Source organism: Neopusillimonas aromaticivorans, assembly GCF_030344915.1.
GTDB lineage: Bacteria > Pseudomonadota > Gammaproteobacteria > Burkholderiales > Burkholderiaceae_B > Neopusillimonas > Neopusillimonas aromaticivorans.
The window spans coordinates 485606-505999 of record NZ_CP128233.1 but is presented as its reverse complement, the minus strand read 5'-3'; the positions used below and the strand labels follow the sequence as shown (position 1 = coordinate 505999).

Sequence of the window (20394 nt, the reverse complement as noted above, 5' to 3'; positions counted from 1 at the left end):
CGGTCAGTTCGAGTGCCGCCAGATTAAAGGGGCCTCGCGAAGGCGCACGCCCGACGCATCGTAAATGGCGTTGGCAATGGCGGCGGCCGCGGGGAGCCCAGCGTTGGGGTGCCAGGAAAGGCCTGTGGTTAACGCGCCGTTTTGGGCGACCACCGAGACGTCGGGAGCCGCCACGACTGTGTTTGCCGGCTGTTGCGTTGCGTGCTGTCCCCAGGTATCGAAGTGTTCGGGTGTTTTCAGGTAGCCCAGTGCCGTTTGGCGGATCGTGCTTTCAATGTGGTCGGCAGGCCCTGATGGCGGCAGCGTTGTGGCGCTGTGACCTACCGTGACGCGGGTGAGATCAAGCTGACCGTTCTTGTCGAAGGTGACTTCGGCGACCCATGCGGCCCATAGCCGTTGCGGCGGATCCTGGGTGTTGTCGACGACCAGTGTGCTGGCAAAGCCCCGGCCGGTGCCGGGTTGACGGGCATCGTTCCAGCCCGCTTGTCGGGCCACTGATTCGATCAGGGAGCGCCCTTCAGGGTCGGTGAGTGAAGCCAGCCGGGCTTGCACCGGGTCGAGTTGTTGCGCCTGGCACTGCTCGTCAAAGAACGATTCGCGTGCAAAAACCTGTGCCGCAGTAACGGGTGCGTTGATTGGCACCCGTGTGTGGCCGGTGGCTTCAGGGGTTGTTACAGTCGTTGTCTGGATGGCTTGCCCATACAGGTGCTCAGGCAGTGTGCAGGTTTGATGGTAGGTGTGCGTCGCACCGCAAAGCAGAGCGGCGATCGACGGCCGCACGGTAACCGCCGTTGTCAACGTTTCTGTAATCGGGGCGATGGCGCGGTTTGCGCCGGCGGGTGTGCTGTCGGCCTGCAGGGTAACGCCAATGGGGTGGGCGCAAAGGGCGCGTCATCGACGACTTTTACTGCGCGTTTGCATTCTGCCGCCATCAGTGCAGCGTCTACGGCAGCGTCGTAGGCCTCTGCCCCTGTTGTGCCGGTCGGCAAGAGTCGTATGGCGTCCAGGGGCAGGGCGCACAGGGCCGCGATTTCGGCGCGTAAACGGTCAGGGTAGCGCGTGTCGGCCCAAACCGTGAGGCCGGAGGACTCGTGTCGTGCAATGGCCCACGCCGCAGATGAGCAGGCGGAGGGTGACCATTGATAGGTCTGCGCTACGGCGTTTGCGCCCGGTTTGTCGGCGATCAGGGCTTTGCCGTTCATCGTGGTGTCTTGCGGCGCTGCGGGAGTTTCCCATTGCACCGTCAGCTGCGCGCTGGCATGCCGGGCCTGCGTCAGCTGCGAGGCGATGATGCCGATGAAGTTGCCCCTGACAACGACGAGGGTTACCCCGGGCACCTGTAGCGCGGCGGTGGTGTCAATGTGGTGCAACTGGGCGCTGCGCCAGTCAATGCCATCGTAGTGCAGGGCAGGAGGGCGTACAGTAACCCCATGCAGAATGGTTCCGGCAAGCGGAGGTGACAGGTCATGGTGCCCGGTTGTGTGTAGACCCGACGCTACAGGACTGACGGCAGAGTGATCAGTCATGGCCGGACGATTCCACCTGCTGTTGCCGGCGGGCGGCCTCGAGTGCCGCTTCGATGATTTCAAGGTGCGTGCCGCAGCGGCACAGGTTGTATTTCAGTTCGTTGCGGATCTGCTGCTCGGTGGGGTTGGGGTTACGGTTCAGCAAGGCCTGTACCGTCATGATCATGCCGTTCAGGCAATACCCGCATTGTGCCGCCTGTTTGTCGATGAAGGCTTGCTGGACAGGGCCGGGAGCGTCAAGGGTGCCCAGGCCTTCAAGCGTGACGATCTGGTGGCCGGCAACGCTTTTGACAGGCAGAACGCACGAACGGGCTGCAACGCCGTCAACCAATACCGTGCATGCGCCACATTCGCCTAGCCCGCATCCGAATTTTGGGCCGTTCAGTTCGAACCCGTTGCGCAACACATACAACAACGGGGTGTCGGCCTCGGTGGTAATGTCAACGCTGTTGCCGTTAATGATCAGGGGAAAGTCTGTTCAGGTTTTTTCATGGTACATACTCATTCGCTATGAGTGTATGCGCTTTATTTTTCGAGGTAAACATCGGCGGCGGCAACATTCGGGGCAATCCCCTCAAGGTTTTCCCTAATTACAGAGCGGGTCGTGTTTTGTCAGGTTTATTTATTTGTTCGCCCGGTGTAATGTTTTGCTTGTATTTTTCAATGTGTACACTGCATGTGTGCCGGAGTCTCTCCCATGGAATTTCTCAGCCCCGCCTCTGATCGCCAGATGCTGTTCGATCGTGCCGGCACCTTGCTGGTAACACGGCCCGCCGCTTTGCCCCCTCAGCCCTCACCCGGCCAGCCGGGAATTCCATCCTGCTATCTGCAGAGTCATCCGGATATCTTTGTGGCGGTACTTGATGACGGGCAGGTGCTGGCATTCAATGGGCATGTGGATCTGGGTACGGGTATTCGCACCGCTTTGGCTCAGGTCGTTGCCGATGAACTTTGCGTCGGGTTTGGGCGCGTCCGCATGATTCTGGGGCATACCGAAGCGACGCCCAACCAGGGGCCGACCATTGCCAGTGCGTCATTGCAGATTTCGGCCGTTCCCCTGCGTCAGGCCGTGGCTCAGGCCAGGCAGTATTTTCTTGATGCGGCGGCGCGTGCCCTGGAGGTCAGCCCCGATTGTCTGTCGGTCAATGACGGTGATATTCGCAGCCCGGACGGGCGTTGCCTGTCGTACTGGCAGTTGTTGGCCGGTCGTCAGGTTCGTCTTGAGTTTTCAACGGATGTCACCCTCAAGGACAGTTGTCAGTTTTCGGTGATCGGCAAGCCAGTGCCGCGTGTCGATATTCCGGCCAAGGCGACTGGAACGCTGACCTTTGTGCATGATGTCCGAGTCCCTGGCATGTGGCACGCGCGTGTCGTTCGTCCGCCCTACACAGGCCGGGATGGCGGTGATTTTGTGGGCAACAGTCTTTTGCATGTTGACAGGGCTTCGGTGGCTACCGTGGCGGATGATGTGCGTGTGGTGGTCATCGGTGACTTTGTTGCCGTGGCGGCACGTCATGAGCATCACGCCATCAAGGCCGCACGGTTGCTCAAGGTTCAGTGGCGTGAGCCGCCGCCTCTGGAGCCCTTGGCTGATCTTGAGTCGGCGTTACGGCGTCAACCTTTTACAGAGCGGGTTTTGCTGGAATCACTGGATGCGCCTGACCGCCAGGCGGCCACCACATTGCGCCGAACTTATGTATGGCCTTATCAGATGCATGCCTCGGTCGGGCCGTCGTGTGCCGTTGCCCAGTATGGCGAGCATCAATTGACGGTATGGGCAGGGACGCAAAATCCGCATATGTTGCGCGCGGAACTGTCCCGTCTGCTGGCACGGCCGGAAGGCGAAATCAATATTGTGCGCTACGAGGCGTCCGGTTGCTACGGGCGTAATTGTGCTGATGATGTGTGTGCGGATGCGGCCCTGATTTCCAGGAAATTGGTTATCCGGTCCGCGTGCAATTGAGTCGCGAGCAAGAGCACGGCTGGGAGCCCAAGGGGCGGCTCAGGTCATTGATGTGGCCGGTTCGCTGGATGAGCAGCAACGCTTGCTGTCATATGACTTTGTTACCCGTTATCCGTCAAATGATGCGCCCTCTCTGGCGTTGTTATTGACGGGTGTCACCAGCAATGTGCCGCGTGTTCTGGAAATGGGAGATCGTACGGCGGTACCGCCGTACGCCTACCCCAACCGGCGCATCAGCTGTCTCGACATGGCGCCGATTGTGCGTGCCGGGTGGTTGCGCGGGGTGTCGGCCATGCCCAACTCGTTTGCACACGACGTGTTTATTGATGAACTGGCGTTTGAAGCGGGGCAGGATCCGGTGGCGTTCCGTTTACGTTATTTGCCTGATGATCGTGCCGCCGATCTGCTTCGCGAGACATCGGTGCGCGCCGGCTGGATTGCCGGGCAGACGGGGTCGCGCGGTGTGCCCGATGCGCAGGGCGAGTTGCACGGTCGAGGGGTTGCCTACGCACGTTACGTGCACAGCAAATTCCTGGCTTCGGTGCCGCCTGGAGTGTCTGGGTCATCGATGTCGCCGTTAATCCCACAACCGGACAAATCCGTATCAAGCGCGTGGTCGTGGGCCAGGATACCGGCATGGTGGTCAATCCTGACGGGGTCCGTCACCAGATTGAGGGTAACGTCATTCAGTCGCTCAGTCGGGTGCTCAAAGAGCAGGTCGTGTTCAACGGTCAGGGCGTGGTTGACCACGAGTGGGGCGCTTACCCGATTCTGTCCTTCACTGAAGTGCCGCCCATTGATGTTTTTTGCTGTTGCGCCAGGATCAGCCGCCGATGGGGTCTGGAGAGTCTGCGTCCGTACCCAGCGCTGCTGCGGTGTCAAATGCCCTGTTCGACGCCACTGCAACGCGTTTTCGTGAAGTGCCGTTCACGCCAGAACGCATCCGTACTGCGTGCGCAGGCCTTACCTTATCGGGTTGATGCCTGGGTATTCACGGCCGCAGCCGGACAGGCATCAGCTATAATGCCGGCCCGGGGTGTTCACCCCGTTGCGTCGTTAGCTCAGCTGGATAGAGCACGGGCCTTCTAAGCCTGAGGTCGGGGGTTCGAGACCCTCACGACGCGCCACTGCCCATATTCCCGAATGTGCCTTCAACCCGGTTTCTGCCGTTGTTTTTGGCTTCATACAGTGTTTTGTCAGCGATTTGAAGCCATGTGCTTGCCAGGCTTGACTTGTCGGGTATGCCGGCATGAAAACCAATGCTCACTGTCAGCCTGATAATGTGCGATTCGAACGGGATGTCCATCATTTCAATGCCCTCGCGCAGTGATTCAAGCATCTGTCGGACGTCGGTGTCAGGGTCAATTGGCGCAAAGACCACAAATTCTTCACCGCCAAACCGGATCACCTGATCGGTTGTGCGTTGAAAATGCCCCCGCATGGCATCGGCCAACGCTTCAAGGCATTTGTCGCCACCGGCATGACCATAGGTGTCGTTGACGTCTTTGAAATGGTCAGCATCGACCATGGCGACCATGAACGGTACGCCCGAGCGCTGGCAGTGCTGGAAGCTTTGCTGAAAAGTTTGTTCAAAGCGTGCCCGGTTGCCCAGCCCGGTCAGGGGTCGGTCGTGCTCATGCGGGCCAGTTGGGCGTTTGCCGCCGCCAGTTTTCGATTCAGGTAGCTGAGCTTGCGGTTCCAGATCAGGAATATGCCCAGCATGACGACAGTCCCCAGAATGATTTGCCAGACCAGCGTGTAGTCGATGCGTTCTTTCAGTTCAACAGTACGCCATTGCGTTTCGATTTCGTTGAACTCGGCGGGTGTGATGCTGTTTACGGCTTTTTGCATCACGCTGGCCAGTGCCGGCTCGGCCTTGAGGGTTGCGATGGCCAGCGTGGTGTCGACCGGTACGCGTCCGATGACGCGGATATTGGCCAGACGCAAGTCTTGCAACTGCTGGCTGGTACTGGCCAACGTGCCGATGTAACCGTAAAGCTCGCCCCGCTGCACCTTTTGCAGCCCTTCCGATTCGCTTGAGACCGGAATCAGGTTCAGGTTGGGGTGGCGTAGCCGCAGATCGTGGTATTGGCCAAAGTCAAGGGTGATACCAACAGGCTGGTTGGCCAGTTCGGCCATGGTCGTGATGAAGGGGATTCGATCCGGCTCAGCACTACCGTGGGGACAGCGTAATACGGCGTCGTGTATTCAAGCTCCGACTGGTTGTGCAGACCGCTTCCCGCCGCTGCGGTCGACAGTACGTCGCATTTGCGGGCGACCAGAGCGTCAAGTGCGCCTTTCCATGAAGCGGTCGGGTACAGCACTGTTTCGATACCCAGGCGTTTTTCCAGGGTCTGCATGATGCCAGCCCCGATGCCCCGGTGTTCGCCTCTGGGGCCAACCGACTCAAGCGGGTGCCAGTTCTGATGCGCGCACAGCGTCAGTACGCCGCTGCGTTTGTCGAGCGATGCTTTTTCAGTTGCGGTTAGTTCAAGGGGGATGGGGCCGGGGTACGGGTAGCGATCTGGGCGCCCAGCCAGCGGTTTTCGATAACACGTCGCTCGGTTGGGGTGATGCCGTCAAGGGCCAGATTCAATATGGGTACCAGTGCTTCCAGTTCGGGCCGGATGGCAAAGCGCAGGTCTTCACGGATGACATCGTCGAGCGTCAGTTCGCCGGCAATGTGAACGTCTCGCTGACCCTGTTCACGCAACCAGTGGTTGCCGTTGTCCAGCGCGGCCAGGACAAGGTCGATCTGCCCGTTTGCCAGTGCGATGAACATGGAGGCCTGGTCACTGAACGCAATGGCGTTATCACCAATTTCGCGGCGCAGGGCATCGGCATAGAAAATACCTTCACCATAGCCGACACGCAGACCTTTGAGGCTTTCCTTCGAGGTCAGCCGGTAATCAGCCGACTTGGTAAACCCTACGACGGACACGAAGTGGTACGGTTGGGTGAACCGGCTGTATTCGCGCCGTGATGGCAAGTCGGAAATATTGGCCATGATGTCGATCTCGCCGCGCTGGAAGAGTTCGATCAACTGGTGCCACTGCCCGACGACGGGCATGGCCCGCAGGCCCGTTGTGTCCATGATGCGTGCCAGAATGTCGACAGTCAGACCCTGAATTTGTCCGCCATCTTCAAAGCTGAGAGGGGCATAGTCGCGCATCAGTCCGACTCGCAAAGGCCCTTGTTGTCTGAGCATGGCTTGCTGGGCGGGTGTCAAACGCACCTGACGCGCCTGCAAGGAACGCCCGCCATATTCCTGCCAGCGTTCCTGGGTTTCGCGCAGCCAGTTCGGGTCAATCCGTGCGAGGGCGTCATCCAGTTGCCGGTGCAGCGTCGGCGCATCTTTCTGGACGGCGATACGGAAATCTTCGCTCTCCTGCCCGTTCAAGGGGCGGTTCCCAACAGCTCCAGGCTCAGTTGACCGAGCTGTCGTACGAAGTAGGACAGGGTGACTTCCGAGCCGACAATCGCATCGACCCAGCCGAATGACAGGGCGTGAATCATTTCCGGTTGAAGACTGTACTCGATCAGCTCTAGCCCGGCGTTGCGTAATGATTCCAGGTAATAGACATCGCGTAATACACCGATACGGTACCCTTTCAGGTCTGACAGTTGCCTGATTTCGGGCAGAGGACGGTTGGCGTCATGCAAAATGACGGTTTGACGAATGTGGTATGGACGTGTGAACAGCATGCTGTTCACACGGTCTTCCCGCCACGATACCTCGTCGATGGCGTCGAGCTCTTTGCGCAGAAATGCCGAATAAATGTCCGTCCAGCTGCCAACCCGGTATTCAAAACGGATGCCGGTCAGTTCGCTGATTTTGTTCAGAACGTCAACCGAGAAGCCTTCAGGGCCGTTACGCCCATAGCCGGAATAGGGTTCGTTGTCGGCCACGATGCCGACACTGATGCTGTCTGGAATTTGTGCGCGTACGGGTTGCCCAAGTTCTGAGACAACCAGCAAACAGCACAGCAACAGATAGCGCAACCAGACGGGCATAGGTGACCAATGCAAAACGACAGTGACAGACCTGGCCAACTGTGCCCGAAAATGTACCGGTATGCCAGTCTCGGTTGTCTCAAAAGTCTCGGTGTGGTGAAACGGTTACGCGGCAGACGAGACCAGCACCAACCCCTTGCCGAAAATCGAGCGGACAGGCAGACGCACGCCCAGTTGACGTGCCTTGTTCCTAACCCGATTCAGGACGACGTCGATGCGATGGGTATCGGGAGCTTCGGCATAGCCAAAGAGCAGGTCATGCAGCATTTCCTTGCTGCAAACTTCATTGCTGTACCGATGCAGCATTTCGATGAGTTTGTATTCCTGGCTGGTCAGGGGCAGGGTAATACCATCAGGGCTGACCAGTTCCTGGCGGTTATTGTCAAGCTGCCACAGTAGGGGGTGTCAACGCCGGACAGTTCGGGCGTGGCGTTCAGTTGCATCCGGGCCCATAGCGCACTGATCTGTTCGGCGAGGTCGGCAAAATTGACAGGTTTGACCAGGTACTGGTCGGCCCCAAGGTTCAGGCCCCGCAGCTTGTCATGCATCCCGCCGCGAGCCGTCAGGACAACAAGTCCATAGCGTCCCAGGCTTTTCAGATATTCGACAACGCTGAAACCGTCCTCGCCGGGCAGTCCGATATCGATCAGGACAATGTCTGCGGGGTGGCGATGCAAATGTTTCCAGAACGCCTCTGCACTGCGCTTCCCCCAGACCGGGTAACCTCTTGATTGCAGAAAAAACATCAGTTCTTCCAGCAGATCTTCGTTGTCTTCAATGATGGCAATGCGGGCAGTTGATGTCATGGCAGTTTCAGAGTCCGGGGGAGTGGGTACGCTCAGTTCAAAGCAGCAGCCGTGAGGCTGGTTGGGGCGCAAGGTCAGGCTGCCGCCGTGGGCCACTGGCGATTTCGCGGGCAATATACAGCCCGAGGCCTGTGCCGGGCTGGCGGCGCCCCGGGCGTTCAACGCGCCGGTAACGTTCGAAGATTGTGGTCGCCTCACCTGGCGGAATGCCGGGGCCATGGTCACACACACTGAGAGTGACTCGTTCTGGCGAAACAGCCAGGTCAACGGTGATGGCGCTTGCCGGAGCGTACTTCAGCGCATTGTCGATCAGATTTGAAAGGGCGATACGTATCAGGGCGGCATCGATGTCCATGATACGGGGACGAGGCCAGTCGTTTACCGGTCGGCCATTGATGGTGACTACCACAGTATTTTCCGTGCTGTTGTCAACAGGCTCAAGGGTGGATCGGATCAGTTCGATCAGGTCGGCAGGTTGACGTTCGATCCGCAGGTGGGTTGCTGACAGTCGCGAGTCGGCCAGGCAGTTATCGGTCAGCTGCGTAAGACGTTGAGCGGCACGCTGGATTTTTTCATAGCGTTCATCGCGTTGCGTTTCGGAAAGCCCCTGCGTTTGCAGGTTTTGCAAAGCGCTGGATATGACCGCCAGTGGTGTGCGGAATTCATGCGCGACAAGCCCGATGAACTGACGTTGGTGAAAGCTGGCCTCACGTTCGGTGCGCAGTTCGTGGGCCAGCAGGCGCCGGCTTTGATTTTCGCGGTTTGCATCGCGTACCCGCTTTACGGCCAGCGCCAGCACTACCAGGATATTGAGAATCAGCAGATATTGCCAGACGATGTAAAGCTGCTGGTAGTACGCAATGGCGCCCGAGAGCGCAAGTTGAGCCCCAACGCCCGATGCAACATAGGCCAGTGGCACCAGGCCAAGTGCCAGGCCGGTACCCGACAGCTTTCGGCGAAACCACAACAGTACAGAGCCACCCGTCAGCATCAGGGTGCCAATGGCAAACAGTCCGGTTCTGAGGCTCACGGCTGTTCCGTAACGGTTTAACGGGATCAGCAGCACCAAAGAAGCAATCAGCACAGCGCAGCCCAGGGTCAGCCGGTACAGCAGAGGCCAGCGCAAAGCCAGATTCAGGGCCTCAGCCCATAGCCATAGCAGTGCCGCAAAACTGATCAGACTGAAAATGCTGGTCAGGTAGTGCTGAAGGTTGGGCAGCCAGGGGCCATCATCCATGAAACGAAGCCTTCGATGCAGGCAACCAGCACATAGGTCAGCGAAAATGCGCAAATGGCCCACAAAAACCGCTGGTTGATCGCGATGGCTAGCAAGATGGCCAGGCATAACGAAATTGCGGCCAGCCCAAAGTAGAAACTCCAGAAGCCTGTGCTGCGTGTCGTGTGTTCCAGCAGCCCCAGGTCATCAAGCACACTTGCCCGGATCAGCAAGGCGCTGGAACTCTCCGCCCGTATGATCAGGTCGAGTCCGGCGCTGCCCGGCTCCAGGTCAGGAAGCGCAAACGTGGGTATCCGGTAATCGAGCTCACTGCGTGAGCCGGGCCATAAGTCACCCGAGTCTTTTCGCTGCCAATCGCCTTCAGTCCCGTGAGGGCGGACATAAAGAGTAATGTCGTCAATGAAGGCGGGCCCGACCGACAACCAGTTGCCTGTTGTCGCGAGCCGGGTAGACGGGATGAAGGTCTTGATCCAGAGCGCCGACCGGGTATAGCCCAGTGATACCGGACGTTCTGCCCAGGTTAATGCCTCGGGCGGCAGTTTCAGGAAAGCATCCAGATCGGCCGCAGCCGTGTGATCCTCATACCATTGAAAAGGGAGGTCGGGGCCGAGCTGCTGCTGGGCCCGGGCAGATGTCGCCAGCAGCAGTGTCAGTCCAATCGCCGTCGAACAGAGCAGGGCCATTCGAAGTGCGGCAATGGTTTGAGCCAGAAATAGATGCATGGTAGTGAGGTTGCCAACGTTATCACGGGTGGTGCCACGGTCTGTCGAGGCCGGGTTGGTGCGGCGTTCGGCGCAGACCTGCATGCTAGAATCTTCGACGTTCATACCACCAGCGGAGACTCCAAAAAATGCCCAGTTTCAATGGCCTGTCGAAGGGTCGTGTCATCTGTCCCGAGGCGCTCAGCGAAAAAGGTTACAACCTGCGTGCGGCGTTCCCCGATTTTCCGGAAGTCGCCAAAGGTTGGCAAGATAAAAGTGCAACGCTGATGGCCCGCCTGCAGCCGGAACGCGACATTGCCTATGGCGATCAGCCGTTGCAGAACCTTGATTTTTACAAGGCAGACCGGGCTATTGCGCCGCTCCTGGTGTTCGTGCATGGCGGCTATTGGCAAAGCGGTGACAAAAGTGATGTCGGATTTATCGCTGAACCGTATGTGACGGCGGGCATTCATGTGGCGGTAATCAATTATTCGCTGGCGCCGCAGGCACGCATGGAAGACATGGTAGTTGAGGTGCGTAATGCGATCAAATGGCTGCACGCCAATGCCGTGCGTTTTGGCGTCGATACGCAGCAAATTTCCATCATGGGGCATTCTGCCGGCGGCCATCTGGTTTCATCGATGGTCACCGACACGCCTGAAAATCAGGGTATGCCGCCTATCCGTTTTGTGTTTGCGATCAGTGGTGTTTTTGACCTGCCTCCGCTGGTGCCCTCCAGTGTCAATAACGCGTTGTCGCTTGATGTTGCTCGTGCTCAGGCGCTAAGTCCAGCGGGTTACAGGCCCGGAGCCGGTGCGTGCGTGCATACCATTATTGGTGAGCATGAAACCTTGCAATTTCATCTGCAGTCGGCAGCCATCGCCCAGCAATGGGGTGATGTCGTCACCGACCATCATGTGGTGCCCGACACGCACCACTTTACCGTGCTTGATGTGCTGGCAGATATCGCTTCACCCTACAGTCGTGTCATTGCCGATACGATCAATGGCAAATAAACAGGGGCTGCAGTATGTCGCACAAATCTGCGGACGCTGACTGGGTTGCGCGCAGTCTGGCCAGTGTCTGGCATCCGTGCACACAGATGCAGCACCACGAGGCTGTACCGCTTGTTCCCGTGGCGCGCGGACAGGGTCCGTGGCTGTTCGACCACGATGGGCGTCGTTTTCTGGACGCCATCAGTTCATGGTGGGTCAATCTGTTCGGGCATGCCAACCCCCGTATCAACGGGGCGATCAAAGATCAGCTTGACCATCTTGAACATGCCATGCTTGCGGGCTTCACCCACGAGCCGGTAGTGCAATTGTCCGAGCGATTGGCCGCCCTCACAGGCGAGCGTCTGGGACATTGTTTCTACGCCTCTGACGGCGCTTCTGCGGTTGAAATCGCCCTGAAAATGAGTTTTCATTACTGGCGCAACACCGGTCAGCCAGAGAAAAAGACGTTTGTCTGTCTGAAGGGCAGTTATCACGGTGAAACCATCGGTGCGCTGGGTGTAACCGACGTCGCCATTTTTCGTGATGCCTACGGGCCGTTGCTGGGTAGCGCCCATGTGGTCGCTTCACCCGATGCGCGCGATGCCCGGCCTGGTGAAGATGCCGCGGCAGTGGCGGCGCGTGCGCTGGATCAGGTTCGTATTTTGTTTGAAAACCAGGCCAGCCAGATTGCCGCCATCATTATCGAGCCTCTGGTTCAGTGTGCCACGGGTATGGCGATGCACGATGCCAGCTATCTGGTCGGTTTGCGGCAGTTGTGCGACCAATTCGGGGTGCACCTGATTGCCGATGAAATAGCGGTGGGCTGTGGCCGTACAGGTACATTCTTTGCCTGCGAGCAGGCGAATATCTGGCCCGATTTCCTGACCTTGTCCAAAGGGATCAGCGGGGGTATTTACCTTTGTCGCTGGTGATGACCACCGATGAGGTCTTCCAGGCGTTTTACAGCGCGGAAACGGCGCGTGGTTTTTTGCATTCGCATTCGTATACGGGTAATCCGCTGGCGTGTCGGGCGGCCCTGGCCACGCTGGATATCTTCGAGCAAGATGATGTTCTGGCCGCTAACAAAACCAAGGCGGCCCAGCTGTCACAGGCACTGGCGCTCGTGGCGGCGCATCCGCGTGTTCGTCATTTCAGGCAGTGCGGCATGATCTGGGCGTTCGATGTGCATTTCGATGATCCTCACTACGCCAGGGAATTCTCAAAAACGTTTTTCACAGTCGGGTTGTCGTACGGTGTGTTGATGCGCCCGATCGGCACAACGGTTTATCTCATGCCCCCGTATATTCTTGATGACGCCCATATCCGGTTTCTGGGTGACGCGGTTTTTGCGGTTTTGAGTCAAGTTCTGGCGACGTTGCGATGAAATGGCTTGAGCAGGTTGCGAAAGGGCTTGAACACATCGATACGGCTGGGCTGCGTCGTCACCTGAAGGTGGTTGAATCGCCTTGGGGGCGCCGGGTACGGGTCAATGATCGCGAATTGCTGGCCTTTTGCAGCAATGATTATCTGGGGCTGGCCGCTCATCCTGCCGTCGTACAGGCCTTGCAAGACGGTGCGCTGCGGTATGGGGCAGGCAGTGGCGCCTCGCACCTGATCAGTGGCCACACCCGTGCACATGCCGAGCTTGAAGACAGGCTGGCCGGGTTGTACGCGCCTTGGGTGCCCGGGGCACGGGCGCTGTACTTCAGCACAGGTTATATGGCCAATGTGTCATTGCTGACGGCACTGGCCCAGTTGGACGATGAGGTCGAATTTTTTCTGAACGTCTGAATCATGCGTCGTTGATTGACGGCATGCGCATGGCCAGGGCTCGCGTCAGCGTCTACCCGCATAACGATGTTCAGCACCTGGAAACCTTGCTTGCGGCCAGCACGGCGCCTACACGGATTATTGTGACCGACAGCGTGTTCAGCATGGACGGCAACCTTGCGCCTCTGGCTGAGCTTGACCGGCTGGCACAGCAGTACGATGCCGCGCTCGTGATCGATGATGCGCATGGCTTTGGTGTGCTGGGCGAGCGCGGTTTGGGGGCGCTCGAGCACCTTGCGTTAGGTTCGCCACGCATTATTTACATGGGTACGCTGGGCAAGGCCGCCGGTGTGTCCGGGGCATTTGTCGTCGCGCATGACCAGGTTATTGAGTGGCTGGTGCAACGGGCGCGTGCCTACATCTATACGACGGCTTCGTCACCCGCACTGGCCCATGCGCTACTGGCCAGTCTCGATATCATCACCGGTGATGAGGGTGCTGATCGACGGGAACGCCTGCGGACGAATTGCCGGCATCTGGCCGAGTCCATTTATCTGCAAAAGTGGGGGTGCCCGACTCTGATACGGCCATACAGCCTGTCATCATCGGGTCCAACAACGATGTGACCAAGGTGGCGGGTTTCTTGATGCACCAGGGGTTGTGGGTGCCAGCCATTCGTCCTCCTACTGTTCCCCCCGATACCGCTCGTCTGCGCATTACGGTCAGCGCGGCCCACACGCCAGACGATGTGTTCCGCCTGGGCCGAGCCATTAACCGTGCTGAACGCGAGATTGATGATGACGCCTATCTCTGACGCACAAGCACCTTTTGCCTGTTTTGTGACAGGTACCGATACCGAAATTGGAAAAACCCTGGTCGCCGCAGCGCTGGTGCATGGGCTGGCGAAGCAGGGGTGCGTGTTGCTGCCATGAAACCGGTGGCTGCCGGTACGCAGCAGATCGACGGGCGTCGTTGCAACGAGGATGTTGAAATCCTGTTGTCGCAGGTGAATACAAGCCTTGATCGTAACCGGGTTGTGCCGTATCTGTTCGATGAGCCTGTTGCGCCGCATATCGCTGCGCGTAACGCCGGTATCACCATGACTTCCCGCGTCATTCTTGAGGCGTTTGCGCAGATCCAGTTGCAGGCCCAGGCTGTTGTGGTCGAAGGGGCAGGTGGCTTTTGCGTGCCGATTTCAGAAACCGAGGATCTGGCCGATGTGGCGCAAGCGCTGGCGTTGCCGGTCGTGCTGGTGGTGGGCATGCGGCTGGGGTGTATCAGTCATGCGGTTCTGACGGCCCAGGCCGTCCAGGCCCGTGGCTTGCGTCTGGCGGGCTGGGTGGCCAATACCGTTGACCCAGACATGCCCTGTTTCAATGAAAACATTCAGGCGCTGAACGGGCGTTTGCCGGCTCCGTATCTGGGTTGCATCCCCCGGCTGGTGGATCCTGACCCTGCCATTGCCGCCAACCATCTTGATTTCAGCCGTCTCGAAGGCTGGCCTGGCGCCATGCCCGCGTCAGAATGAAGGCGTTGGTATGCCGGCAGTTCGGGCCACTTGACGACTTGCAACTGGCAGAGTCGTGTGTGGTCGATGCCTGGCGCTTGGCACCCGTCATCAGCGAGCGTATCCGTCTTGAAGATGCTGTTCAGGGCTTGCAGCGCCTGGCACGTCGTGAAGTACGGGGCAAGGTGGTTGTCACGTTCAAAGATACGGGCTTGCCAGCCAGATAACCTTGTTACGCAGTCGTTTCATGAAGGGAATGCCTGACAGTTGTTCAAGTGTCAGGGCCTTGCTGGTATTGATTTCTGAATCGACCATGGCTGAAAGCCGTTTGGCTATGTCATGGCTATAGATTTCGACATCAAACTCAAAGTTAAGACGCAAGCTTCGAGGGTCGAGATTCGATGACCCGATATAGGACCAGGCATTATCAATGGTGATCAGCTTCGAGTGATTGAATGTGCCCTGGCACACCCAGACGCGACAGCCGCTGCGGATCACCTGGTCAATCTGGGCCATCATGGCGTAGTTGACCAGCTTAAGGTTGTTTTTGCCCGGGATCACGATATCAACTCTGATGCCCCGGCGAGCTGCGGTGTTGATTGCTCCGAGCAACGCGGCATCCGGCAAGAAATATGGCGACTGGATACGGATATGCTGCTGGGCGACGGCAAACGCCCCCAGCAGCATGCTGTGGTTGCTGCCCACGCTGCGGTCCGGGCCCGAACGAATGCCGCGTGCAGGCACCGAGTTCGGGGGATGGCAGACCAGTCTTGCGAGCACCAGATGTCGTAGGGCAGGGTTTCGCGGGTGGTGAATTTCCAGTCATGTGCAAAGACGGACATCAGCTGCTGCACAACCGGTCCTTCAAAACGGAAGTGAGTGTCACGGTCGGGATCTGTCTCAGGTGACTTGCGGACAAACTCTTCCCGGATATTCATGCCGCCGGTAAAGCCGACCTTGCCGTCCACCACCAGAATTTTCCGGTGGCTGCGCAAGTTGGCATACGGCATGCGCAGCCCCAGCGGGTTCGTCATGAACAAGGCCGTGCGGATACCCCGCTTGCGCAGCTGACGGGTAATGGGCGGGCGTGAATATTTGACGCCAACCGCATCGATCAGCACCCGGATCTGGACACCCCGCTCCTGGGCACGCGCAAGCGCCTCTGCCACTTTCAGACCCTCGGTATCATTATCGAAAATATACGATTGCAGCGCGATGGAACGGCTCGCGGCGTCGATGGCTGCAATCATGGCGGGGTAGGTCTCGTCGCCACCACTCAGGATGTCAATCTGGTTGCCCTGGTGCAATGCAAAATGGCTGACGCAGTCACCCAGTGTGTGCAATGAGGCAAACTGCGGCGCCGACCAGGGCACCACGTCCGTCAAGGCGGGCAGGTCAACATCGGCGTAGTCGCGCAATGAGGCATCCCGCTGTTGTGAGACCTGGTCCTTGCGAATGCGGTTGATCCCGGCAATGATGTAGATCAAGGCGCCGAAGAATGGGGAAAGCATGATTACGCCAACCCAGCCAATGGCGGCACGGACATCGGTTTTGGTCATGGCCGCGTGAACTGCGGCAATGGCGCCAATCAGCAGGCTCAGCGCAAATGCAATGTGCGGCCAGTAGTCTGCGAATATCGTTTCAAATGAATTCATGGCGTTTCTTGAACGGTGTTGACGGTGGGTAAGTGCCCTAAGGGCAACCCGTTTCAACGTAGAGTATATAGAAACTTCTCGGGTTCACTTGCTTGGGTCGAAAATCTTATGCTAAACTAATGCTCTTTAGTGGTGACCGTAGCTCAGTTGGTAGAGTCCCGGATTGTGATTCCGGTTGTCGTGGGTTCGAGCCCCATCGGTCACCCCAATATTCATGTGGCTTTCCGGCATTTCAGGAAACCATCAAATGGTGACATGTCCCAAACTTGGTGACATGCACTACCTCAAAGGCGATATTTTTCCTTACTCGCCGCCGGTCGTAAACTCTCCGGGTCGTTGCCGGATTCGAGTGCGTTTCCGGGTCTTTTTTCCCTTCCATTATGTGCGTCATGTCATTGGCCCTTAGGTCAGGAAACGTGAAGCGTTCGCGAGTTTCGCCTTCGCTCAGCCAGTCAGTCATGACCTTCGCCCACATGCACTGGAAGCCAGGCGCGGTGTAAGGCTGTCCACGACGATTGGCAAATACGAACACTGAAATTGGCGTTGGCTTTTTGCCGGCATGCTTGAGGGCCGCGATATCGTGCAGCAAACCCCGCTACCCGCTCCCCCGATCACTGCCGAACATTGCCACTTTCTTTAACCGTAGCTAAACTACCCCCAATCTCGAGGCCCGCGGCTACTCTCGTAGCGGATGTGCGGTACCTTGATCGCTGTAGCTTATAAAACCAAGACGGAAGGGGCGCAAATGGGTAGGGGCTCTCGCGGCGCGAGTTCATCAAGTTGGGAACGGTCGGAGGCATCACCCTGATGTTTGCCCGCCTTCCCGCCGCCCAGGCGGTCCAGTGCATTCAGGGGCACATTCCAAAAACTGGCTGAACACCGACGGATCGCCCCGCTACCGATGGGATGCGCTGCGCAAGGTGACAGGCGAGAAGGTCTTTGCCTACGACTATCGCGCCCGCGACCTGCCGGGCTGGCCCGAACAACAGGCGCACGTCTTCTTCATCAAGGCCACGCAGGCAGATCGACGTTTCGAAGGGGTGGACCTTTCTCTATTGGGAAGCCATCTGCAACCTGATCGCTTGGTGCTGCACGAAGACCTGGAGCGCGATGGCATACACGCGCCTGATCCGCCCGATTTGGGTCCCGACTTCTACGGTCGCCACCTGCTTACGCCAAAAGGAGAAACGCCTTCCATGTTTGGCCACCCCGTGGCCATGCTGGTGTACCAGGATTTCGAACGTTTCCAGGTCGCCCGGAGACGATTGCAGTTCGCACCCGAAGCCGTCCTCTACGGCGAGCAAACAGGCCCCGTGCCGCCGCCACCTTACGGGGCGGCGCGCTATGTGCGCATCGGCGGCGCAACGCCCACCGACCCGCCACTGTACTCGCCCATGCAAGACGCCGTCATCTGGGGGCCTTCGAAGGCGATAAACCTGCGTGGCCCAAGCCGGACGACGACAACCCATTCATTCCTCACGTGGTGGCGCTCAAGCACAGGGGCGGTGGCGTAACACTTGATTCCGAACAAGTGGCCCGCGAGAGCGGCGATGCCATGCGTCGTGGGATGGATGCCGCACAAGCCATAGAACAACGCCTCGAAGAGGCTCGCGCAGACCCTCGCAAATTCGTGCTGCGGCGGCAAGGCTATTCACAGTCCATCGACCCTTGCGCCATGGAGCCGGACAATGGCAACGCATGGTACGACCCGCATACGCGCACGCTTTGTCTGATCACCGCCACGCAGTCGCCCTACGAGGTGGCCCGGGTGGCGGCCCTGATGGTCAAGGACAACCCGCGTTTCCCGGTAGAGAAAATCGAGTTGCTTACGGGCTCGACGGTGGGCTATGGCTCGAAAGACCACTCCATTTTTCCTTATTACGCCATCGCCGCCTGTTTCTATGGCGCCGGCCGGCCCGTGCGCCTCGCGAACACACGCTACGATCAATTCCAGATGGGCATGAAGCGCCACGCCATCGACATGGACGTGACCATCGCCGTGGACCGCAGCAGCGGTCTTTTCGATGTTTTGAAAGGCGAGTACACCTGCAATGGCGGAGGTCGCGCGAACTTCTCGTTTTCGGTGGCCCAGGTGGCGGCCACCGCGGCCCAGTCCATTTACTACTTCCCGCAATCCGACCTGGCCGGCGTAGCGCTGTCTTCGCCGGCCGTGGAAGCGGGCTCAATGCGCGGCTACGGTGCTTTACAGGCAATGACCATGACAGAAGTCATGGTGGATGAAATCGCCGCCGAACTGGGTTTGGACGCCATCGAGCTGCGCCGACGCAATGCACAACGGCCCGGCTATCCCAACACCCAGGGTGCTGTGCCCGAGGGCGATCCGCGCAACCTCGAAATGCTCGATCGGGCCGCCGCGCATCCGCTTTGGCGCAACCGCGAAACGGACAAAGCCTCCTACGAAGCCGCACACCCGGGGCATCGCTATGGCCTGGGGTTTGCGCAAGCACAGAAAGATTACGGCTCGGGTGCCGATACGGGCGCGCTGGTGCTTGAGTTTGACGCGCAGGGCGTGCTTGCCATGCGCCATTGCACGCAGGAAATCGGCACCGGCGCCACCACGGCACAGCAGATCATGGTCCAGCGCATACTGGGCAAGGTCCCCGACGTTGCCGTTTTTGGCATCACCGCGTTCGAACAGCTTCCTTTGGTAAGCAACGAAATTCCCTTTACCCTGACACAACAGCAGCAAGACGAACTGGCGCGCGATCCCTATTGGGTGCCCAGCCTGTTACCGCCCATGAGCGCATCCAATAGCGCGTACTTCATTGGTTTCAGCACGCGCCAGGCGGCCCGTTTTCTACTCGAAAACACGATATGGCCGGCCGCCCAAGCCATCTGGGGCGGCGGCCCGGCCGGCGGCCAGTTGGCAAGCGGCGATATGCGCATGCAAGACCTGCGCTTAGTGAATGGCGGCATCGGTGGCGGCGGCATGTCGCCCATTCCATTTGAGGATATCGCCCGCAAGGCGCATGAACTTGGATTGATCACCGGCGTGGCGGTGCATTGTTTCAGCCGATGGCAGTGGGCCAGCGCAGAGTTCGACATACCCGGCGCGGGCCTGCGGACACTGCCTGTCGATGCGTTGGCGGTACGCTACGGCGATGGCGCGCCCGACGAATACAAGCGTCTCATGACCACAGGCGGCTACCACTTCATAAAGCGCACCACAGTGCAGTTTCCCTCCACGGACCGCAACAGGGCCGGGGTCACGCAGTATACGGCGGCGGCGTGCCTGGTGGCGGTCGACGTCAACACTCACACCGGCGAAGTGCGCGTATTGAAGCACCATAGCGTGCTGGATACCGGCATGGTCATCGTGCCCGAACTGGTTTCGGGCCAGCAGCAAGGTGGCCTGGCCATGGGCATTGGCCATGCCCTGATGGAAGACCTGCCGCTATACGGCGATGGCCCTGGCAACGGAACCTGGAACTTCAACCGCTACACAGTGCCGCGCGCCTCCGACGTGGCAGTGTGGCGGCAGACCGCCGAGTATCTGCCTCCGCAGTCCGACTCTTCACCCCCAAGGGCCTGGCCGAAGTGGTGATGATCCCGGTCATCCCGGCTATTTCCAACGCCGTGGCGCACGCCATCGGCGCACGATTTCATCACTTTCCCATTACACCGGGCAAGATCAGAAAGGCTCTGTCATGACTCTTGAAAAGCGGCCGCTAGCCCTGACTATCAACGGCCAGGACATCGGTCCGATCGATGTGCCCGCCGGCATGCCGATGATCCACTTCCTGCACGAATACCTTAACCTCACGGGCACCCACTTCGGTTGCGGGCAAGGGATATGCCATGCCTGTGCCGTCATGGAAAAGCGCCCGGACGGCACGCTGGCTGAAACCCGCACCTGCATCTTCGATGCGCACTACTTCAACGGCAAGTCCATTGTCACCATTGAGGGGCATGCCACGCACGATGCCCAAGGTCGCCTCGAATCGTTGACACCGGTGCAGCAGGCATTCGTCGAGCACTTTGCTTTCCAGTGCGGCTATTGCACCGCCGGTTTCGTGGCGGGCGCCACCGTTTTCATCGATGAGCTCAAACGCGCGCCTATTCGACGCGAGCACTTGGAGGCGGCCATAGAAACGGCGCTGGACGCGCATATCTGCCGCTGCACGGGCTATGTGCGTTACCACGAAGCCGTCCGGCAAGTTGCCCTGGCCACTCCGGGCTGTGTTACCGACTAAGGAGGA

19 protein-coding genes, 2 tRNA genes and 4 pseudogenes are annotated in these 20394 nt (G+C 58.9%); 11 read left to right on the top strand and 14 right to left on the bottom strand.

Annotation, left to right across the window (positions count from 1 at the left end):
• Positions 1 to 3: 3 nt before the first annotated feature.
• Genes N7E01_RS02685 through N7E01_RS02675 form a run of 3 tightly spaced genes read right to left on the bottom strand, consistent with a single transcriptional unit; the run spans position 4 to position 1992 of the window.
• Complete coding sequence (locus N7E01_RS02685) at positions 4 to 780, bottom strand: hypothetical protein (RefSeq protein WP_289174550.1); 777 nt, start codon at positions 778 to 780, stop codon at positions 4 to 6.
• 14 nt (positions 781 to 794) lie between these two features.
• Entirely contained in the window at positions 795 to 1526 is a 732-nt protein-coding gene (locus N7E01_RS02680) for a hypothetical protein (RefSeq protein WP_289174549.1), read from the bottom strand.
• Positions 1519 to 1992: a (2Fe-2S)-binding protein gene (locus tag N7E01_RS02675; protein WP_289175716.1), complete on the bottom strand. Its 474-nt coding sequence runs from the start codon at positions 1990 to 1992 to the stop codon at positions 1519 to 1521. The genes N7E01_RS02680 and N7E01_RS02675 overlap by 8 nt, the downstream gene beginning before the upstream one ends.
• A 231-nt stretch (positions 1993 to 2223) precedes the next feature.
• On the opposite strand from N7E01_RS02675, the pseudogene N7E01_RS02670 reads away from it, so the two are divergent.
• Positions 2224 to 4469, top strand: a pseudogene (locus N7E01_RS02670) (xanthine dehydrogenase family protein molybdopterin-binding subunit).
• Positions 4470 to 4539: 70 nt separating this feature from the next.
• Positions 4540 to 4616: transfer RNA gene (locus N7E01_RS02665), tRNA-Arg, on the top strand.
• Here the strand turns inward: N7E01_RS02665 and N7E01_RS02660 are convergent.
• The 9 genes from N7E01_RS02660 to N7E01_RS02620 form a co-directional block, all read right to left on the bottom strand.
• On the bottom strand, positions 4604 to 5101 hold the full coding sequence (locus N7E01_RS02660) for a GGDEF domain-containing protein (protein WP_289175715.1): 498 nt from the start codon (positions 5099 to 5101) through the stop codon (positions 4604 to 4606). The genes N7E01_RS02665 and N7E01_RS02660 overlap by 13 nt on opposite strands.
• Positions 5102 to 5106: 5 nt before the next feature.
• Complete coding sequence (locus N7E01_RS19235) at positions 5107 to 5628, bottom strand: type 2 periplasmic-binding domain-containing protein (RefSeq protein WP_289174548.1); 522 nt, start codon at positions 5626 to 5628, stop codon at positions 5107 to 5109.
• Positions 5544 to 5927 (bottom strand): transporter substrate-binding domain-containing protein, encoded by a 384-nt coding sequence (locus N7E01_RS19230; protein WP_289175714.1) that lies wholly within the window; start codon positions 5925 to 5927, stop codon positions 5544 to 5546. Before N7E01_RS19230 ends, N7E01_RS19235 begins: the two co-directional genes overlap by 85 nt.
• Before the next feature lie 47 nt (positions 5928 to 5974).
• Positions 5975 to 6889, bottom strand: coding sequence for a transporter substrate-binding domain-containing protein (locus N7E01_RS02645; RefSeq protein ID WP_289174547.1), 915 nt, complete (start codon positions 6887 to 6889; stop codon positions 5975 to 5977).
• Complete coding sequence (locus N7E01_RS02640; RefSeq protein ID WP_289174546.1) at positions 6886 to 7503, bottom strand: transporter substrate-binding domain-containing protein; 618 nt, start codon at positions 7501 to 7503, stop codon at positions 6886 to 6888. The genes N7E01_RS02645 and N7E01_RS02640 overlap by 4 nt, the downstream gene beginning before the upstream one ends.
• A 105-nt stretch (positions 7504 to 7608) precedes the next feature.
• Positions 7609 to 7809: a helix-turn-helix domain-containing protein gene (locus tag N7E01_RS02635; RefSeq protein ID WP_289174545.1), complete on the bottom strand. Its 201-nt coding sequence runs from the start codon at positions 7807 to 7809 to the stop codon at positions 7609 to 7611.
• A 26-nt stretch (positions 7810 to 7835) separates the two neighbouring features.
• Positions 7836 to 8309 (bottom strand): response regulator transcription factor, encoded by a 474-nt coding sequence (locus N7E01_RS02630; RefSeq protein ID WP_289174544.1) that lies wholly within the window; start codon positions 8307 to 8309, stop codon positions 7836 to 7838.
• Positions 8310 to 8346: 37 nt separating this feature from the next.
• Complete coding sequence (locus N7E01_RS02625; RefSeq protein WP_289174543.1) at positions 8347 to 9546, bottom strand: sensor histidine kinase; 1200 nt, start codon at positions 9544 to 9546, stop codon at positions 8347 to 8349.
• Positions 9504 to 10352 (bottom strand): 7TMR-DISMED2 domain-containing protein, encoded by an 849-nt coding sequence (locus N7E01_RS02620; RefSeq protein WP_289174542.1) that lies wholly within the window; start codon positions 10350 to 10352, stop codon positions 9504 to 9506. Before N7E01_RS02620 ends, N7E01_RS02625 begins: the two co-directional genes overlap by 43 nt.
• Before the next feature lie 44 nt (positions 10353 to 10396).
• On the opposite strand from N7E01_RS02620, the gene N7E01_RS02615 reads away from it, so the two are divergent.
• The 5 genes and pseudogenes from N7E01_RS02615 (at position 10397) to N7E01_RS02595 (ending at position 14746) form a co-directional block, all read left to right on the top strand.
• Complete coding sequence (locus tag N7E01_RS02615) at positions 10397 to 11263, top strand: alpha/beta hydrolase (protein ID WP_289174541.1); 867 nt, start codon at positions 10397 to 10399, stop codon at positions 11261 to 11263.
• A gap of 14 nt (positions 11264 to 11277) precedes the next feature.
• A pseudogene (bioA, locus tag N7E01_RS02610) lies at positions 11278 to 12626 on the top strand (adenosylmethionine--8-amino-7-oxononanoate transaminase).
• Positions 12623 to 13826 (top strand): annotated as a pseudogene (gene bioF / locus N7E01_RS02605) (8-amino-7-oxononanoate synthase). Before bioA ends, bioF begins: the two co-directional pseudogenes overlap by 4 nt.
• Before the next feature lie 99 nt (positions 13827 to 13925).
• Positions 13926 to 14540: a dethiobiotin synthase gene (bioD, locus tag N7E01_RS02600; RefSeq protein ID WP_350494908.1), complete on the top strand. Its 615-nt coding sequence runs from the start codon at positions 13926 to 13928 to the stop codon at positions 14538 to 14540.
• Complete coding sequence (locus N7E01_RS02595) at positions 14537 to 14746, top strand: hypothetical protein (protein ID WP_289174540.1); 210 nt, start codon at positions 14537 to 14539, stop codon at positions 14744 to 14746. The genes bioD and N7E01_RS02595 overlap by 4 nt, the downstream gene beginning before the upstream one ends.
• Here N7E01_RS02595 and cls read toward each other — a convergent pair.
• A pseudogene (cls, locus tag N7E01_RS02590) lies at positions 14718 to 16174 on the bottom strand (cardiolipin synthase). The gene N7E01_RS02595 and the pseudogene cls overlap by 29 nt on opposite strands.
• A gap of 132 nt (positions 16175 to 16306) precedes the next feature.
• Here cls and N7E01_RS02585 point away from each other — a divergent pair.
• A tRNA-His gene (locus N7E01_RS02585) sits at positions 16307 to 16382 on the top strand.
• Between the two features lie 24 nt (positions 16383 to 16406).
• Here the strand turns inward: N7E01_RS02585 and N7E01_RS02580 are convergent.
• Positions 16407 to 16763: a site-specific integrase gene (locus tag N7E01_RS02580; RefSeq protein WP_133244291.1), complete on the bottom strand. Its 357-nt coding sequence runs from the start codon at positions 16761 to 16763 to the stop codon at positions 16407 to 16409.
• A gap of 253 nt (positions 16764 to 17016) precedes the next feature.
• Here N7E01_RS02580 and N7E01_RS02575 point away from each other — a divergent pair, with 253 nt between their 5' ends.
• The 3 genes from N7E01_RS02575 (at position 17017) to N7E01_RS02565 (ending at position 20388) form a co-directional block, all read left to right on the top strand.
• Positions 17017 to 17688: a hypothetical protein gene (locus N7E01_RS02575; protein WP_289174539.1), complete on the top strand. Its 672-nt coding sequence runs from the start codon at positions 17017 to 17019 to the stop codon at positions 17686 to 17688.
• 53 nt (positions 17689 to 17741) lie between these two features.
• Positions 17742 to 19739, top strand: coding sequence for a xanthine dehydrogenase family protein molybdopterin-binding subunit (locus N7E01_RS02570; protein ID WP_289174538.1), 1998 nt, complete (start codon positions 17742 to 17744; stop codon positions 19737 to 19739).
• Positions 19740 to 19842: 103 nt separating this feature from the next.
• Positions 19843 to 20388 carry a (2Fe-2S)-binding protein gene (locus N7E01_RS02565; protein ID WP_116518784.1) on the top strand — a complete coding sequence of 182 codons (546 nt, stop codon included), beginning with the start codon at positions 19843 to 19845 and terminating at the stop codon, positions 20386 to 20388.
• Positions 20389 to 20394 lie beyond the last annotated feature (6 nt).

Coding starts and splice junctions, on each gene's coding strand:
- N7E01_RS19235 (WP_289174548.1), bottom strand. CDS start 5,628: ATGGCCGAACTGGCCAACCAGCCTGTTGGTATCACCCTTGACTTTGGC.
- N7E01_RS02635 (WP_289174545.1), bottom strand. CDS start 7,809: ATGCTGCATCGGTACAGCAATGAAGTTTGCAGCAAGGAAATGCTGCAT.
- N7E01_RS02620 (WP_289174542.1), bottom strand. CDS start 10,352: ATGCAGGTCTGCGCCGAACGCCGCACCAACCCGGCCTCGACAGACCGT.
- N7E01_RS02680 (WP_289174549.1), bottom strand. CDS start 1,526: ATGACTGATCACTCTGCCGTCAGTCCTGTAGCGTCGGGTCTACACACA.
- N7E01_RS02570 (WP_289174538.1), top strand. CDS start 17,742: ATGGATGCCGCACAAGCCATAGAACAACGCCTCGAAGAGGCTCGCGCA.
- N7E01_RS02630 (WP_289174544.1), bottom strand. CDS start 8,309: ATGACATCAACTGCCCGCATTGCCATCATTGAAGACAACGAAGATCTG.
- N7E01_RS02615 (WP_289174541.1), top strand. CDS start 10,397: ATGCCCAGTTTCAATGGCCTGTCGAAGGGTCGTGTCATCTGTCCCGAG.
- N7E01_RS02640 (WP_289174546.1), bottom strand. CDS start 7,503: ATGCCCGTCTGGTTGCGCTATCTGTTGCTGTGCTGTTTGCTGGTTGTC.
- N7E01_RS02595 (WP_289174540.1), top strand. CDS start 14,537: ATGAAGGCGTTGGTATGCCGGCAGTTCGGGCCACTTGACGACTTGCAA.
- N7E01_RS02565 (WP_116518784.1), top strand. CDS start 19,843: ATGACTCTTGAAAAGCGGCCGCTAGCCCTGACTATCAACGGCCAGGAC.
- N7E01_RS02625 (WP_289174543.1), bottom strand. CDS start 9,546: ATGGATGATGGCCCCTGGCTGCCCAACCTTCAGCACTACCTGACCAGC.